10 protein-coding genes are annotated in these 15,927 nt (G+C 70.3%); 4 read left to right on the plus strand and 6 right to left on the minus strand.

Annotation, left to right across the window (positions count from 1 at the left end; genetic code table 11):
- Positions 1-51 precede the first annotated feature (51 nt).
- A complete protein-coding gene (locus tag AB0O28_RS32610; RefSeq protein ID WP_139576123.1) occupies positions 52-408 on the plus strand; it encodes a helix-turn-helix transcriptional regulator in 357 nt (118 codons plus the stop codon).
- Between the two features lie 468 nt (positions 409-876).
- Here AB0O28_RS32610 and AB0O28_RS32615 read toward each other — a convergent pair whose 3' ends face one another.
- The 4 genes from AB0O28_RS32615 to AB0O28_RS32630 all read right to left on the minus strand — a co-directional run bounded on the left by AB0O28_RS32615 (position 877) and on the right by AB0O28_RS32630 (position 4,657).
- Positions 877-1,164, minus strand: a complete 288-nt coding sequence (locus tag AB0O28_RS32615; RefSeq protein ID WP_363646422.1) for a glyoxalase/bleomycin resistance/dioxygenase family protein — start codon at positions 1,162-1,164, stop codon at positions 877-879.
- A gap of 65 nt (positions 1,165-1,229) precedes the next feature.
- Positions 1,230-2,015 (minus strand): DNA-formamidopyrimidine glycosylase family protein, encoded by a 786-nt coding sequence (locus tag AB0O28_RS32620; RefSeq protein WP_363646411.1) that lies wholly within the window; start codon positions 2,013-2,015, stop codon positions 1,230-1,232.
- 34 nt (positions 2,016-2,049) lie between these two features.
- Complete coding sequence (locus AB0O28_RS32625) at positions 2,050-2,514, minus strand: Rrf2 family transcriptional regulator (RefSeq protein ID WP_079311982.1); 465 nt, start codon at positions 2,512-2,514, stop codon at positions 2,050-2,052.
- A gap of 109 nt (positions 2,515-2,623) precedes the next feature.
- The gene (locus AB0O28_RS32630) at positions 2,624-4,657 is read right to left on the minus strand and encodes an endonuclease/exonuclease/phosphatase family protein (protein WP_363646412.1); all 2,034 of its coding nucleotides are present in this window, start codon (positions 4,655-4,657) and stop codon (positions 2,624-2,626) included.
- 235 nt (positions 4,658-4,892) lie between these two features.
- Between AB0O28_RS32630 and AB0O28_RS32635 the strand changes: the two genes are divergently transcribed.
- Positions 4,893-6,071, plus strand: a complete 1,179-nt coding sequence (locus tag AB0O28_RS32635) for an ROK family transcriptional regulator (protein ID WP_363646413.1) — start codon at positions 4,893-4,895, stop codon at positions 6,069-6,071.
- Positions 6,072-6,258: 187 nt separating this feature from the next.
- On the opposite strand, the gene AB0O28_RS32640 is transcribed toward AB0O28_RS32635, so the two are convergent.
- Both AB0O28_RS32640 and AB0O28_RS32645 read right to left on the minus strand, forming a co-directional pair.
- Positions 6,259-7,347, minus strand: a complete 1,089-nt coding sequence (locus AB0O28_RS32640; protein WP_363646414.1) for a multicopper oxidase domain-containing protein — start codon at positions 7,345-7,347, stop codon at positions 6,259-6,261.
- Between the two features lie 136 nt (positions 7,348-7,483).
- A complete protein-coding gene (locus AB0O28_RS32645; protein WP_363646415.1) occupies positions 7,484-8,710 on the minus strand; it encodes a multicopper oxidase domain-containing protein in 1,227 nt (408 codons plus the stop codon).
- Positions 8,711-9,601: 891 nt separating this feature from the next.
- On the opposite strand from AB0O28_RS32645, the gene AB0O28_RS32650 reads away from it, so the two are divergent.
- Entirely contained in the window at positions 9,602-13,630 is a 4,029-nt protein-coding gene (locus AB0O28_RS32650; RefSeq protein WP_363646416.1) for a ThuA domain-containing protein, read from the plus strand.
- A gap of 183 nt (positions 13,631-13,813) precedes the next feature.
- A complete protein-coding gene (locus tag AB0O28_RS32655) occupies positions 13,814-15,685 on the plus strand; it encodes a hypothetical protein (RefSeq protein ID WP_363646417.1) in 1,872 nt (623 codons plus the stop codon).
- Positions 15,686-15,927: the final 242 nt, after the last annotated feature.

Below are 15,927 nucleotides of genomic sequence, written 5' to 3' on the forward strand. Positions count from 1 at the left end.
CCCACCGCGCGAGGCGTCGTGAAGGCGTCCCCCCTGGGGAGGGAGCGACAGATGATCCTGCTGCGTCAGCTGCTCGGTGACGTGCTGCGGCGGCTGCGGGTGCGGCAGAATCGCACCCTCCGCGAGGTCTCCACCCTGGCGCGTGTCTCACTCGGCTATCTGTCCGAGGTCGAGCGCGGTCAGAAGGAAGCCTCCTCCGAACTGCTCGCCTCGATCTGCGGCGCGCTCGGGGTCCCGCTGTCCCAGGTGCTGCGCGAGGTGTCCGATCAGTTCGCGCTGGCCGAGCTGCAGGCCGCTCCCGTGCTGGCCGAGGTGCCCGAGCACGAGCGTCTGCCCATCCCCGAGACCGTCCCCGCGGGGCCGGAGTTCGAGGGTTTCCCCGAGGTCAAGGACATGGTCGCCGCCTAGGGCGGCGTCTCGGCGCCCCGCCGTCTCGGCGGACGGCGTCTCCGCGATCTCGCCTGTCCGTCCCCGCAGGCTCCATAAGACATGAGCCCCGCAGGCCTTATAAGACACGGCTCGTTGGGCCCCATAGACACGGCTCGATAGGACACGCCCGGCAGAAGGCCAGGCGTGGCCCGCGCTCGCAGTCCGGATCGACCCGGACCCGGGTGCCCTGTCCCGATCCCAGGGCGGGCGCCTGGCCCCCGCAGGCCCGTTTCCGTTTCGTGCGGTCGGTTCCGACGTACCCGTTCGGCCCCGTTCGCGCTCGGCCGCATTCGTCCGCTCCCGTCTCCGCGGTCTCTCCGCATCCCGGTTCCGCGCGTCCTCACGCCCCTCGGTCGCGTGGGATCCCCTTGTCTCCTTACGGCCGGCCTCCTCGCGGCCCATTCCCGGCCTCCGTCCCGGGGCCGCCCTCGCCGCCGGCCGCTGTGATCACGATGCCTGGATCTCGACCACCCTGCCGTCCGGGTCGGTCACGAGGTGCCGGCCGGGCTCCAACCGCGGCTCGGCGGTGGCGCCGTCCACGTGGAGACCGAGCCGTACGGCTCCGGTTCTGCGCTCGGCGGTCCCCGGGTACAGCTCGAACACGGTGCCGTCGGCCAGGACGGCGGCGTAGTGCCGCGGGCCCCGGCCGTGCCGCTCCAGGGTGAATTCGAGGCCGAGTGCGCCGTAGAAGGCGCGGCACTCCTCCAGCCGGTCGGTGTACAGGACGAGCAGCATGACGCGGGCGGCGGTGGGCGGCACGGCATCCCCTTCGTGTCTACGCACCGCCCCATTGTCGGGTCTCAGCCCTGCTGGCAGGCGGGGCACCAGTAGATCAGCCGCTCGGACGGCTGTGGCCCCATCTCCCCGCCGCTGATCGGGGTGCCGCAGCGGCGGCAGGGGCGGCGTGCCCTGCCGTACACGAACAGCGACCGCCCGGGACGCGGATCGCCCGTCGTCACCGGGGTGGGCCCGTCCTTGCTCGCGTCCATCAGACGGTGGGCGACCGCGACCAGCGCCTCCAGCTCGTCCGGCGGGATCGACCCCACCGGACGCCACGGGGACATCCGCGCGGCGTACAGCGTCTCGGCCCGCCATATCGTGCCGATGCCCGCAAGGGCGCGCTGGTCGAGCAGCGCCTCCCCGATCGTCCGCTCCGGAGCGCGCAGCAGGTTCCGTACGGCGAGTGCGGCGTCCCAGTCCGGCCCGAGCATGTCCGGGCCGAGATGCCCGACGACCCGCTCCTCGCGGTCCGTCGGCACGAGGTCGACCATCCCCAGCCGCGTGCCGACCGCCTGCCACTCCGTGTTGGCGAGGATCAGCCGGACCACGTCGCCCCTCGGCGCCGGGCGGCCCGCCGGGCCCACCCGCCAGCTTCCCTCCATACGCAGGTGGGTGTGGACCGTGACCCCGCCCTCCACCCGGGTCAGGAGGTGCTTGCCGCGCGAGATCGTCGCGAGCACGGTCCGGCCGCGCAGATCGGCGGTGGCGTACCGGGGCACCCGGAAGTCGCTGCGGGTCAGCCGCCGGCCGTCGAGGGCCCGGCTGAGCCGCTTGGCGGTGCGGTAGACGGCGTCACCCTCCGGCACGGCTCTCCTCCCGCGAGAATCGGGGACAGGCGGCTCACACCGGCATGTGGGAGTCCCATGCTGCCGGATCGGCGGCGAGTTCGGTCACCCGGGGCGGCAGCTCGCCCTTGGCGATCTGCTCCAGGGTCACCTCCTCGAGGATGGCCCGCTCGCTCGCCCGCAGTGCGATCCACACCTGTTGCAGTGCCTGGGCGGCGCCCTGGTAGCCCACGTGCTCGGGCCGCTCGCCCCGCACGTTGGCCAGTGGCCCGTCCACCGCGCGGATCACGTCGGCGAGCGAGATCTGACTGGCCGGCCGCGCCAGGACATAACCCCCCTCTGGGCCCCGCTGCCCGCGCACCAGTCCGGCGCGGCGCATCTGCAGCAGGATGTTCTCCAGATATTTGGGGGGCATCTCCTGCTCCTTGGCCAGCTCGCCCACCGTGGTGGGTCCCTCACCCGCCGCCGCGAGTTCGGCGGCGGCACGGAGGGCGTAGTCGACACGGGCAGAAAGTCGCATGTAGTCGATTATCCCGCCTGGTTGGCATCGGTAGGACGCCCACCCGTCCATCACGGCCCGCTCCGGCCCCCGATCACGGGTTTCCGGCCTCCGCAGAGGGGTGCGCGCGTCAACCGAGCCGCAGGCGTACGACGACCGGGAGGTGGTCGGAGTACGGCACCCGGGGCGCCTCGGCCGCCATCGCCGTGAGCCCCTCCGAGATCAGGACGTGGTCGATGCGCCGCACGGGGGCCTCGGCGGGCGAGGTCGGCGGGTCGCCGAGCGCCAGCAGCGGGTCGGACAGGCCCGCGGCCTCCAGCACCCGCATCTGGGGGTCGGACGGTGTCGTGTTGAGGTCTCCGGCCACGATAACCGGGTGCGGCTTGGCCACGCCCTTGCCGGTGAGCGGGCGGACCAGCGCCGCCACTTCGGGCGCCTGCCCGCGCGGCTCCTGCAGATGCGTGTTCACGATGGTCACGAGGTGGTCGCCGACCTCCAGCACCGTGAACTGAGCCTGGGCACCGGTCGGGTATCCGTGCCGTCCCAGCTTCTTCGAACCGGCGCCGCCGTGAACGGGAAGGTTGGTGAGCACCGCCTCGCCCCAGAGGCGGTCCGCCGCGGGGGCGAAGTAGTAACGCATGCCCAGGCCGCGGGCGATCCTTGCCAGGTCGTCGTGCCCGCCGTTCAGCAGCCAGCCCCGGTCCACCTCGCTGAGCAGGACCACGTCGGGATGTCGTGTCGCGGCCCAGGCGGCGATGTGGTCGAGGTCGAGCCGTCCGCCGAGCCCGAAGCCCATCCGGATGTTGTACGTCACGAGCGTGAACTCGTTTCCGCCGATCGGCCGTTCGTCGGGGAGCGGCTGCCAGGTGACAAGGCCGGTCAGCAGAGCCGATGACAGGGCGATCCAGCCCCAGCGGCGCGGTGCCCGCCGTACGGGGGCGGACCGGTGTCGCCGGCCCCGCCGGGCGGCGACGGCGGCGATCAGGGCCGCGACCGCCACGGGGACCAGCGCGTGGGGGAACCCCAGGTCGGCGTCGAAGGCCGCGTAGTAGAGGAATGTCGCGACCAGGAACACGAGCATCCCGCCCAGCACCGCGACGCCCCCGCGCCGGCCCGTGCTCTCCGCGGCTGTCGCTGTGCCGTCCGCGCCCGTGTCCCCGGGTGGATCGGAGTCGGTTGTGGTGCTGCCCGCGCCGGCCGTCCTGCCGGCCGCGGCGCCCGCGAGCGGAGTGAGGCCCGCCCGCGGGACGGCCGCCCGCTGTCCGGCGGCACCGGCGCAGGCGCCGAGGGCGACCGTCGTCACGAGGGCCGCCAGGCCCGGCACGCCGGTCTCCACGCCGGCCACTCCCGCGACCAGGAAGGCCCCCGCCACCCAGCTCCACGACGTCGTCCAGGCGTACACGACGGCGGCGCACCACGTCACGGCCTGCAGTGTCGTCATCACGGCGATGAAGGGCGCGGTGTGCGGCCCGGTGTCCGGTGGCAGCAGGCTCGCGCCGCCGCAGTACATGCCCGCGAGCATGAGCATCGGGCCGAAGGCGAACCACACGGCCGCCGGGGCGGGGCCGGACGACGCGGGCGGGAGCCGTACGGCCCGCGGGAAGACGGCCCAAAGGAACACGGCCCAAAGGAACACGGCGCAGAGCGCGATGACGGCGAGCCAGGGCAGCGGCCCGTCCCGCCAGACGAGGTCCACCCGGTCGAGGGCGAGGTGGACGATCGACGAGCCGGCCAGGCCGCCGATCAGCCCGGCCGGCACCCACGTGCCCGGCGTCGTCCGCGCGCAGCCGTACAGGAAGACCAGGCCCGCCGTGACCCCGGCGGAGGCGAGCAGAAGCTGGGGCGTCCCCCCGTCCGCGGCCTGCAGGCCGAGCCGGGCCGCGACGAGTGCCGCCGCGCCCGTCACCAGGACGGTCCGCGGGGAGGCGAGCCGCGCCGCGGGGACGGCGGCGAACGGCAGGACGAACCACAGCGCGGCGTACATCCCCATGCTCGCGGGGGCGGTCTCGCCCGCCCTGCCGTACAGGGTGATGAGGGACGGCAGGAACACCCGCACCACGTCGAACAGGAGCGCGACGCCCGTCACGAGCACGACCAGCGGCCACGGGGGAGTGGGAAGCCTCAGGCGCGGTGTGGCGTGCGGCCGGCCGGTCGTCTCCGTCATGGCGCCCCCTTCGATCCTCGTTTGAGGGATCCTCATGAACGATGGGAGCGTTACCAATACGTCGACCTGGGGAGTTCGGCGCGCTTGCCGGATCGCTAAGCTTGCTGGAAACCTTGTTGTTCATTCACCGGCGCACATGGTCAGAAGAAGCGCCACCGGGGGCCGGGCGAACCGGACGGGCGCGGGTGGGCGCACCGACGGCGAGCCGGAGACTCAGACGATGGGAAGCAGGAGCATGGAGCGACGTCCTGGCGTGCCCCGGCTGCTCCGGGAGATCAACGACCGGGCCGCCCTGGAACTGCTGCTCGCCTCGGGTCCCCTGACGCGCGGCCGGATCGGCGAGCTCACCGGCCTGTCCAAGGTGACCGCCTCCCAGACGCTGGCGCGTCTGGAGGAGCGCGGCCTGGTGGAGGTCGTGGGGGAGCAGGCGGGCAACCGGGGTCCCAACGCCGCGTTGTACGGCGTGGTCGCCTCCTGCGCGTACGTCGCCGGGCTCGACGTGGGACCCGACCGGGTGTCGGCGGCGATCGCCGACATCAACGGGGACGTGGTGGCCGAGGTGACGGCGTCACCCGACGGCGCGGACGACCCGGTGTCGCTGGTGCACACGGCCGTGGTGAAGGCCTGCAGGAGCGCGAAGGTGGCGCTGTCGCGGCTGCGCGGTGTCGTGATCGGCACGCCCGGCGTCGTCGATCCCCGCACCGGGGATGTGCGGTTCTCCTTCGACCTGCCGCAGTGGCACGAGGGCATCCACGAGGCGCTGGCGCGCGACCTGCGCCGCGACGTCACGATCGAGAACGACGTCAACCTCGCCGCGATCGCCGAACGCGCGAAGGGCTCGGCCCAGGAAGCGGACGACTTCGTGCTCGTATGGGTGGGCCGGGGCATCGGCCTGGCCGTCGTGCTGGGCGGTCGGCTGCACCGCGGCCGGTCGGGCAGTGCGGGGGAGATCGGCTACCTGCCGGTGCCCGGGGTGCCGCTCGCCGACGACGTCAGGGCGGTTCCCGGGCGCCTGCCGTCGCTCGGGGGCGGCCTGCAGTCGCTGGTCAGCTCCGAGGCCGTCATCGACCTGGCCCGTCGGCACGGCTTCGCCGGGGACACCGCCGCCGACTGCGTGACCGCGGCCGTCGCGGCCGGAGCCCCGGGCGAGCCTTTGCTCGACGAGGTCGCCTCGCGGCTCGCTCTCGGTGTGGCGTCGGTGTGCGTGGTGCTCGATCCCGGCCTGGTGGTGCTGGCCGGGGAGGTCTGCCGGGCCGGCGGGACGGCGCTGACCGCCCGCGTGGAAGAGGCGGTCGCGCGCATCTGCCCGATCCCGCCGCAGGTCGTCACCACTCAGGTGGAGGGCAACCCGGTGATGCGCGGCGCCGTGCTCGCCGCACTCGAGCAGGCCCGCGAGGAGATCTTCACGGCATAGGGAGTTTCTCCCCGTCGAAGCCCTCGCCGATCGGAGGGCTCGCGACCCGCCGTGTCCCATCGACCGCGAAGGTTCGGTGACGCCGCATCCGGGTGTCGCCGGGTAGGACCGGCGGGGAAAGCCCGCAGGTCCTACCCGGACGGGTGGCGTCTGGCCGATCTCCCCTCTGTGGCCGCCGGCGTCGCCGTTACATGCCGGGCATGGAGTGGCCCGACATGCCCTCCATGGAGTGGCCTGACGTGCTGCCGCCGCCGGATTGGCCCGAGGTGCCGCTCATCGAGTGGCCCGACATGTCGTCCATGGAGTGGCCCGGCACGTTGCCGTCCGCGTCGGTCACCAGGAACGTCCCGGCCATCCCCATGTCGGAGTGGCTTTGTACGTGGCAGTGGTACATCCACATGCCGGGGCCGACGCGCTCGCCGGCGATCACCTGGAAGCCGAACGACTCGGCGGGTCCCGTGGTCTTGGTGTCGATGACCCGGCTCTGGTCCTGCGGGCCCTGCAGCAACCCGGTGCGGTTGTCGGCCCAGCGGTGTCCGTGGATGTGGAACGTGTGGAAGAAGTTCCCATGGGTGATCACGACGAACTCCACACGCTCGCCGAGCTTGGCGGAGAAGTCGGGCGCCTGCTGGAGGTTGTTGGTCTTCACATCGTTGAAGACGACGGTGAAGGTCTTGTCCGGCAGCACGTCGCCCGTGCGGCGTACCACGAGCGGCCCGTAGAGCCCGCGCAGGATGCCGCCCGTGCCGTGGTCGGTTCCCACGACGTGGTCGTGGTAGTGCCAGTAGCCCGCGCTGCCAGGCTCGATGGTGCCGTCCGGGCGGGTGCTCTGGGCGTGGGTGCGCCAGGTGTAGACGTACCGGCCTCCCGGCTGCACCACACTGTCGTTCATCCGCGTGCCGTCACTGGTCGTCTCGTAGTCGACGCCGTGCACGTGCAGGCTGGCGGTCACGTCCGCGTTGTTGACCAACTCGATCTCGAGGGTCTCGCCCTCGATCATCTCGATGAGCGGGCCGGGGATCGTGGCCTTCCCGGGCTCCAGGCCGTATGCCAGCTGACCGTCCGGCAGCTTCTCGGCGTAGAGGGTGATGCGGCGGACGTCACCCGGCTTGCCCGCGGTCTTGCTCGCGGTCGTGTCCGCGGTCTTGTCCGCCGACGCCGCGTCGACCTGGCTCGCCACGACGAACGGCGCGATCGCGGCGGCCGTCGCGGCGGTGGCGGTGAAGGCGCGCCGGGAGAACAGGCGTCGCGTCACATCAGTGCTTTTCTCGGTCATGGTTCCCAATCGGTGACGGCGCTCGCCCGGGTGCGGCGAGCTGGGGGGTGGTCCGTGATGCCGGCGGCGAGTCGGAGGATATGACGTCGGTCCGGAGGAATTCGCTCAGGGGGAGGGGAACTTCCGAAGGCCGGGGTCAGCCGCAACTGATCGCGTTGTAGGTGGCCTCGTAGGTCGAGCTGACCTGCTTGCCGTCGATCGTGGCGGTCCCCTTCACGGTGACCTTGCCGGCGTCGATCTGGGCGGCCCGGGTGTTGAAGGACTGGTAGGCCTGCTTGCCCGGAGCCACGTCGGCCACCGTCTTGGTGCCGTACGGGGTGGTCAGCGTGATCGTGGCCGGCACGTCGCCGCCGTTGACCGCCGTGACCGCGACGTACGTCGACGTGCCCACGCAGCGGGACGAGGCGGTGACGGTCAGCGGCACCTTCTTGTCCGCGTCGGTCACCGTGAACACCCCGGACATCCCCGCGTCGGAATAACTCTGTACGTGGCAGTGGTACATCCACTTCCCGGGGCCGACGCGCTCGCCGGCGATCACCTGGAAGCCGAACGACTCGGCGGGTCCCGTGGTCTTGGTGTCGACGATCCGGCTCTGGTCCTGCGGGCTTTCCATCAGTCCGGTGCGGTTGTCGGCCCAGCGGTGTCCGTGGATGTGGAACGTGTGGAAGAAGTTGCCGTGGGTGATCACGATGAACTCCACGCGCTCGCCGAGCTTGGCGGAGAAGTCGGGCGCCTGCTGGAGGTTGTTGGTCTTCATGTCGTTGAAGACGACGGTGAAGGTCTTGTCCGGCAGCACGTCGCCCGTGCGGCGTACCACGAGCGGCCCGTAGAGCCCGCGCAGGATGCCGCCCGTGCCGTGGTCGGTTCCCACGACGTGGTCGTGGTAGTGCCAGTAGCCCGCGCTGCCGGGCTGGAAGGTGCCGTCCGGGCGGGTGATCTGGGCGTGGGTGCGCCAGACATAGGTGCGCCGGCCTCCCGGCTCCACCACGCTGTCGTTCATCCGCGTGCCGTCGCTGGTCGTCTCGTAGTCGACGCCGTGCACGTGCAGGCTGGCGGTCACGTCCGCGTTGTTGACCAACTCGATCTCGAGGGTCTCGCCCTCGATCATCTCGATGAGCGGGCCGGGGATGGTCGCCTTCCCGGGCTCCAGGCCGTAGCCCAGCTGGTTGCCCGGGAGCTTCTCCACATAGAGAGTCATGCGGCGGACGTCGCCTGTCTCAGGCTCGCCCGTGATCTTGTCGCCCGGTGCCGCGTTGGCCTGACTCGTCCCGACCAGCGGTGCGAACGCGACGGTCGTCGCGGCCGTGGCGAAGGCGCGCCGGGAGAACAGGCCTCGCGTCGTACCCCTACCTACCTCGGTCATGGTTCCCCAATCCGGTCATTACGCCTCGCAGCCGTGAGGCGGCAACTGCTCGTGGTCCGGCCCTGGCAGGCCGGTCTGAACAGCGTGACGTCTCGACGCCGGCTCGCCAATAGGCAAGATCCGGCCGGGAGCGCCCGGTGGAACCAGCCATCGAGGCTTTCGACGCCGTAGCTTAAAGCTTTTGGTTGAAGTAGGCGATAGTTCTTTCAAGAAGTCAAGAAGTAGCGTCTCAAACAAGAGAACTTTGTCACGGGACTGGATGAAGTGCGGTGAGGCTGCTACGTTGAGCACAAACCCCCATATGGCGCAATCGGATCGCGAGTCCGCCGCGTCTCTCGCGCATCACCAGCCCCGCCCACGCAACCATCCGAGACTCCCGAAAGGCTCAGCGGTGCTTCGGCGACACCCCCCACGGCCGACATCCGCCCTGCACGGCGCGCCCCCATCCGCTCTGGCGGGCCTGCGGCTCACACATGCCGGAACACGTCCCGGCGGTACCGCCGCCGGACGTCGCCGGCATGACGTCTCCCCGCCCTGATACCGGGCGACGAACCCTCATCTCGGTAGCCGTCCGACGGGACGGCCGCCGACCGCTGCACGCGATCAGCCCGGCCTCCGCGGTGGCGACGGGCTCCGCGGCGCTCACCCGCCGGCAGCGTGACGGCATTCGCGGCGACAGCGCGACGAACGGCGATGCCGCACGCCCCGGGACCGCAGCGATGATCGCGCGGCTTTCCCGAAGTCCCGGTCCGGCACGACTGGCAAGCGAGAGGAGAAAGAAATCGGCGGAACCCCGTGACCCGCGGCATCCGCGTTCCCGGTCGCCGCCGCGGGCGACCGAGCGACCTCCGCAAGGTGCTGATCCAACCCCCCAACCCGAAGGAGCGAACGATGGGTCGCAGAGACCTGCTCGTACACCCTCGACCACCAGCCTGGCGCCGTGCGCTGATCACGGCGTCCAGCGCCGCCCTGACGCTGGGACTGGCGACGGTCCCCGCCGCACAGGCGCAGACCGCACCCGCCCTGGCGATCCCCGCCCTGCAGGCGCAGGTCAATTCCACCTCCTCGCAGCAGGACGCCGACGAACCAGTCAGCGTGCTGGTGTTCCACGGTCCGGCCAAGCAGCAGGACGATCCGGTCGACGAGGCCGCGGACGCGGTCAAGAAGCTGGGCAAGGACAACGGTTTCTCCGTCGAGGTGTCCGAGGACCCGGCCGTCTTCACCTCCAGCAACCTCGCGCGTTACCGCGGCGTGGTGTTCCTGTCGGCCAAGGGCGTGACGCTGAACGCCGCGCAGGAGGCCGCGTTCCAGGCCTTCATCAGGAACGGCGGCGGGTTCGTCGGCGTCCACGACGCCGTTCGCGCGCAGGCGGACTCGTCCTGGTTCACGGAGCTGGTCGGCAGCCGGCCCGCCGGCAGTCTGCCGCCCGCCGAGAAGGTCGTGGAGATCGCGGCGAGTAGTGACAACCCGCCGAGCGAGACCAAAGAGAAGCTGTTCGACGGGAACAACAACAGCAAGTGGCTGACGTTCAACCCGACCGGCTGGGTCTCGGCGAAGCTGGAGCAGCCGAAGGCGATCGCGCACTACGCGCTGACCTCGGCCAACGACTTCCCCGGCCGTGACCCGAAGGACTGGGCCCTGCAGGGCTCCCAGGACGGGAAGAGCTGGAAGGACCTGGACAAGCGCAGCGGTGAGACGTTCCCGCAGCGGTTCCAGACCAAGGAATACAAGTTTGAGAACACCACCGCGTACGCGTACTACCGCCTGAACATCACAGCGAACAGCGGTGAGCCCCTCGTCCAGCTGGCCGAGTTGCGGCTGTTCGGTCCCGACGCCGGGCCTCCGCCGGACAGCCAGGTGCAGAAGGCCACGGTGGACTTCACCGACCGCCAGCACCCGGCGAACAAGGGCCTGCCGTTCAACGCGACGCGGTCCGACAGGTGGATGAACTGGAGCCCGAACCCGCTGGGCAAGGTCCACACGGTCGCGCAGGTCGAGGAGTGGACCTACAAGGCGGGCCTGAACGGCAACGGCGCGTTCCACCCGATCTCGTGGTGCCGTGACTACGACGGCGGCCGGTCGTTCTACACCGGCATGGGCGGCACCGAGGAGAGCTACACCGAGGACGAGCAGTTCCAGAGCCACCTCGGCGGCGCGATCAAGTGGGCGGCCGGTCTGGTCCGCGGCGACTGCCAGGCGACCATCGCGTCGAACTACAAGACCGAGCGGCTGACCGCGCAGAACCAGTCGGGCCAGCTCGACCAGATCGGCGAGCCGCACGGTCTCACCGTCGCCCCCGATGGCAAGGTCTTCTACGTCGGCAAGGCGGCCTGCCCCAGCGGCCCGATCGCCGACTGGAACAACCCGAAGGTCGGCCTCGGCTGTGGCACGATCCACCAGTGGGACCCGAAGACCAAGCAGGTCAAGCTCCTCACCACCCTCGACGTGATGGGCAACCGCGGCAGCGGCGACGAGCTGGTGAAGAACGAGGAGGGTCTCCTCGGCATCACGCCCGACCCGAAGTTCCAGGACAACGGCTGGCTGTACGTCTACTGGATGCCGCACGAGTCGATCGACAGGGACAAGCGGATCGGCAAGCGGACCATCTCCCGGTTCACCTACGACTTCACCGCCCAGACGATCGACCAGAAGACCCGCAAGGACCTGCTGCAGTGGGACACCCAGATCCACAGCTGCTGCCACGCGGGCGGCGGCATGACCTTCGACGAGGACGGCAACCTGTACGTCGCCTCCGGTGACAGCAACTCCTCGGGTGGATCGAGCGGATACTCCGGAAACAACTGGACCCAGGACTACAAGGGCACCTCGTTCCAGGACGCCCGGCGCACCGCCGGCAACACCAACGACCTGAACGGCAAGATCATCCGTATCCACCCGGAGGCCGACGGGACGTACACCGTCCCGGAGGGCAACCTGTTCACCGGGAAGGAAGAGGGCGGCGGCAAGACCCGCCCGGAGATCTACGTCATGGGTGTCCGCAACGTCACGCGGCTCGCCTGGGACAAGAAGAACGACTGGCTCACCACCGGCTGGGTCGGTCCGGACGCGGGCGCCCCGAGTGAGACCTGGGGCCCGGCGAAGTACGAGACCGCGACGATCATCACGTCCGCGGGCAACCAGGGCTGGCCGTACTGCATGGGCAACAAGCAGCCCTACCGCGACCGCAGCAACACCGACGCCAACCAGCCGACCGGCTGGTACAACTGCGACGACCTGAAGAACACCTCGCCGCGCAACACCGGTCTGGTCGACATCCCGCCGGCCCGCGACAACATGATCTGGTACTCGCCCCAGGGCGGCGGCCCGGTCTACCCGAAGCGGACCGACGGCAGCGGCCTGCCGACCTACAAGCTGGGCGACGAGACCCTCACCCAGCCCTACCTCTCCGGCGGCGGCCAGGCGGTCATGCCCGGCCCGACCTACCACCGCGACGAGGTCGACACCGACAGCGGTGTCGCGTGGCCGGCGTACTGGGACAACAAGTGGTTCATCGGTGACGAGTCCAACGGAAACAACCGAATCGCTGTCACCGTCGACCCGAAGGGCGTCAAGGACGCGAAGCCGCCGGTCTTCGCCGAGGACCTGCGCTCCATCATCCAGCCCGGCGGCGGCGCCACCCAGCTCCAGTCGTGGATGGACGCCAAGTTCGGCCCGGACGGCGCGCTGTACATGCTGGACTACGCCGGTGGCTTCTTCAGCCTTGACCGGAACCAGAAGCTGATCCGCATCTCCTACCAGGGTGGTCCGGCGACGCCGAACCCGAGCCTGGCCACGGCGCGGCCGGAGCGGCAGAGCGCGCCGAAGACGATGGTGTTCTCCAGCACCAGGGCCGGCGGCGTGAAGTGGGAGTGGGACTTCGGCGACGGCAGCAAGCCGTCGGCCGAGGCCAACCCGACGCACACGTACGCGAACTTCGGCACCTACAAGGCCAAGCTGAAGGTCACCTACGCCAACGGCGAGGTGGCGACCGGCGAGGTCGCCGTCGCGATCGGCTGCCCGGCGCCCGACGCCCGGCCGACGGTCCGGCTGCTGGACACCGACACCGGCGTGGCCAACCGCGTCGTCGACGGTGGCTGCACGATCAACGACCTGATCGACGACGAGCGCACGTGGCCGAACCACGCCGAGTTCGTCAGCCACCTCAACGACATGGTGAACCAGCTCGGCAAGGCCGGCGTCATCGACGGCAAGGAGGCCTCCGCGCTCAACGACGCGGGGGCGAAGTCCGACATCGGCAAGACGAACGGCTACGAGACCATTTTCGACGGGACGCCCGCGTCCCTGCAGGGATGGTCCCAGGCCCCGACCGGCCAGTTCAACCTGCAGCCGGACGGCACCCTCCGCACCTCGGGGGGGATGGGCATGCTGTGGTACTCCAAGAAGGCGTACGCCGACTTCTCGGTGCGGCTGCAGTTCCGTGATGTCGCGCCCGGCACGGCTCGGGCCAACACCGGCGTGTTCGTCCGGTTCCCCGACCTGCGGACTCCGCTGGACCGGCGTCCGACCGGGAGCTGCGGCACGGTCGGATCGGCCCGCACCTCGGAGGCCTGGGTCGCGGTCTACTGCGGCCACGAGATCCAGATCTACGACGGCGAGTCGGGCGAGACGCAGAAGACGGGCTCGATCTACAACTTCCAGTCGAACACGCTCGACAAGGCGGGGGCGACCCCGAAGGGCCAGTGGAACGACTATGAGGTCCGGGTGGTCGGGCAGCACTACACGATCATCCGCAACGGCGTCGTGATCAACGAGTTCGACAACACCCCGGGCAAGAAGTCGTCTCGCGCCGGCGACCCGGACACGAGCCTGCGCCAGTTCATCAGCGGGTTCATCGGGCTGCAGAACCACAGTGACACCGACCTGGCGGAATTCCGCAACATTCGCGTTCGGGAGCTTTAGGGAAATATCTGACACGATCTAGGCTGGCAGCGCCGACAGCCGGGCGGGGGGACTCCCCCGCCCGGCACCCCACCCCATGACCTCAGGCGGACCGAACCCGTTCGGCCGCCGACACACACGTTTTGCGAGGTGCGACCTCAGATGCATAGCGCATCGTTACTGACAGGGAAATCACGGAGGGCAGTGGGCGCCACCGTGGCAATGCTGCTGCTGTGCGTGGCACTTCCGGCGCTGTGGCTGTCGCCGGCGAAGGCCGCCGCCGCGCCGCAGCCCGACACCCGGCCGCAGGTCAACCAGGCGGCGGCACAGGTGCTCACCTGGACCGCCGACGACAGCATGACCGCGTACAAGTCCGCGCCGACCACGGCGGTCGCGGGACCGGCGACGATCGTCTTCGAGAACAGCATGGCGACCGGCAGCACGTTCGGGATGACGCACACGCTGACCTTCGACTCGACGTCGCCCGAATACAACAACGACGTCAACGTCAACATCATCGCCAGCCCGTACGACGCGAACGGCGGCCGGCACGAGGTCCAGGTGAACCTCACCCCCGGCACGTACCGCTTCTTCTGCGCGATCCCCGGCCACATGATGTCCGGCGTGCTCGTGGTCACCCCCGGCGGCCCCACCGACACGACCGCACCGCAGGTGTCCGCCAACGTCTCGGGCGAGAAGGACACCGGCGGCAACTACGTCGGCTCCGCCACCGTCACCGTCTCGGCGACCGACAGCGAGTCGGGCGTGGACAAGGTGGAGTACGCCCTGGACAGCGGGGCGTTCCAGGCCTACACGGCTCCGGTGTCGGTGAACCAGGTCGGTTCCCACACGGTGCAGTACCGCGCGACCGACAAGGCGGGCAACGCCTCGGCCGTGGCGTCGGTGTCGTTCAAGGTGGTCGCGCCGCCGGCCAAGGACACGACCGCGCCGCAGGTGTCGGCGCAGGTGACGGGTGACAAGGACGCCGACGGCAACTACGTCGGCTCCGCCACCGTCACGATCTCGGCGACCGACAGCGAGTCCGGGGTGGACACGACCGAGTACTCGATCGACGGGCAGCCGTTCGCGCTGTACACCAAGGCGCTCGAGGTGGGCCAGCCGGGCAAGCACACCGTGAGCTACCGGGCCACCGACAAGGCCGGCAACACCTCCAACGTCGAGTCGGTGACCTTCACGGTCGCGGACTCGGGGTCGAAGGACACCACCCCGCCGACGGTGTCGGCGTCGGTGTCGGGCACCAAGGACGCCGACGGCAACTACGTGAGCTCCGCCACGGTGACGATCTCGGCGACCGACAGCGAGTCGGGTGTGGACAAGGTGGAGTACGCCCTGGACAGCGGGGCGTTCCAGGCCTACACGGCTCCGGTGTCGGTGAACCAGGTCGGCAAGCACACGGTGCGGTACCGGGCCGCCGACAAGGCCGGCAACGCCTCGGAGGCGGGGTCGGTGACCTTCACCGTGGTCGCGCCGAGGCAGGACGACACCACCCCGCCCACGGTGTCGGCGCAGCTCACCGGCGACATGGACTGGGCCTGGAACTACGTCGGCTCCGCCACGCTGACGATCACCGCGACCGACTCCGGCTCCGGCGTGGACACGATCGAGCACTCGATCGACGGGCAGCCGTTCGCGCTGTACACCAAGCCGCTCGTGATCGACCAGCCGGGTGAGCACACCGTGAGCTACCGGGCCACCGACAAGGCGGGCAACACCTCCAACGTCGGCACCGCCACGTTCACGGTCGTCGAGGCGCCGCCGACCGCCAAGACGCCGCTGACCGTCACCGCCTCGTCCCGCTGCGTGGGCACGTCGGCGTACGTCGCGGTCACGGCCGTCAACGACGGCGACGTGCCGGCCACGGTCGAGCTGAACACCCCGTTCGGCACCAAGACGGTGGCCGACGTGGCTCCGGGCAAGCAGGCGTACCAGTCCTTCAACGCGCGGGCCAAGCAGATCGGCGCGGGCAAGGTGACGGTTACGGGGACCTCGTTCATCGACGGCAAGAAGGTCATCACGTCCTACGAGGCCGACTACAACGCGATCAGCTGCGGCTGACGAACGCAGTGAACAGGGGCCGGCCGGCCAACCCGCCGGTCGGTCCCGGCCCCCATGACTGGAGCGATCACATGAGAATCAACAGGACCACGCAGGTGCTCGCCGCGTCGGTGCTCGGTGTCGCGCTCGTTGGCGCATCCATGACGGGTCCGGCGCTGGCCGACGACAACCCCGGCAGCGGCATCGACGTGTCGGTGAAGATCGAGCCCACGACCACGCCCGGTCAGCTGTCGATGACGGTG

Source organism: Microbispora sp. NPDC088329, assembly GCF_040685655.1.
Lineage (GTDB): Bacteria > Actinomycetota > Actinomycetes > Streptosporangiales > Streptosporangiaceae > Microbispora.

Bases quoted from the DNA above. Each gene is read 5' to 3' on its own strand.
- AB0O28_RS32610 (WP_139576123.1), top strand. From the start codon at position 52: ATGATCCTGCTGCGTCAGCTGCTCGGTGACGTGCTGCGGCGGCTGCGG.
- AB0O28_RS32615 (WP_363646422.1), bottom strand. From the start codon at position 1,164: ATGCTGCTCGTCCTGTACACCGACCGGCTGGAGGAGTGCCGCGCCTTC.
- AB0O28_RS32625 (WP_079311982.1), bottom strand. From the start codon at position 2,514: ATGCGACTTTCTGCCCGTGTCGACTACGCCCTCCGTGCCGCCGCCGAA.
- AB0O28_RS32630 (WP_363646412.1), bottom strand. From the start codon at position 4,657: ATGACGGAGACGACCGGCCGGCCGCACGCCACACCGCGCCTGAGGCTT.
- AB0O28_RS32635 (WP_363646413.1), top strand. From the start codon at position 4,893: ATGGAGCGACGTCCTGGCGTGCCCCGGCTGCTCCGGGAGATCAACGAC.
- AB0O28_RS32640 (WP_363646414.1), bottom strand. From the start codon at position 7,347: ATGACCGAGAAAAGCACTGATGTGACGCGACGCCTGTTCTCCCGGCGC.
- AB0O28_RS32645 (WP_363646415.1), bottom strand. From the start codon at position 8,710: ATGACCGAGGTAGGTAGGGGTACGACGCGAGGCCTGTTCTCCCGGCGC.
- AB0O28_RS32650 (WP_363646416.1), top strand. From the start codon at position 9,602: ATGGGTCGCAGAGACCTGCTCGTACACCCTCGACCACCAGCCTGGCGC.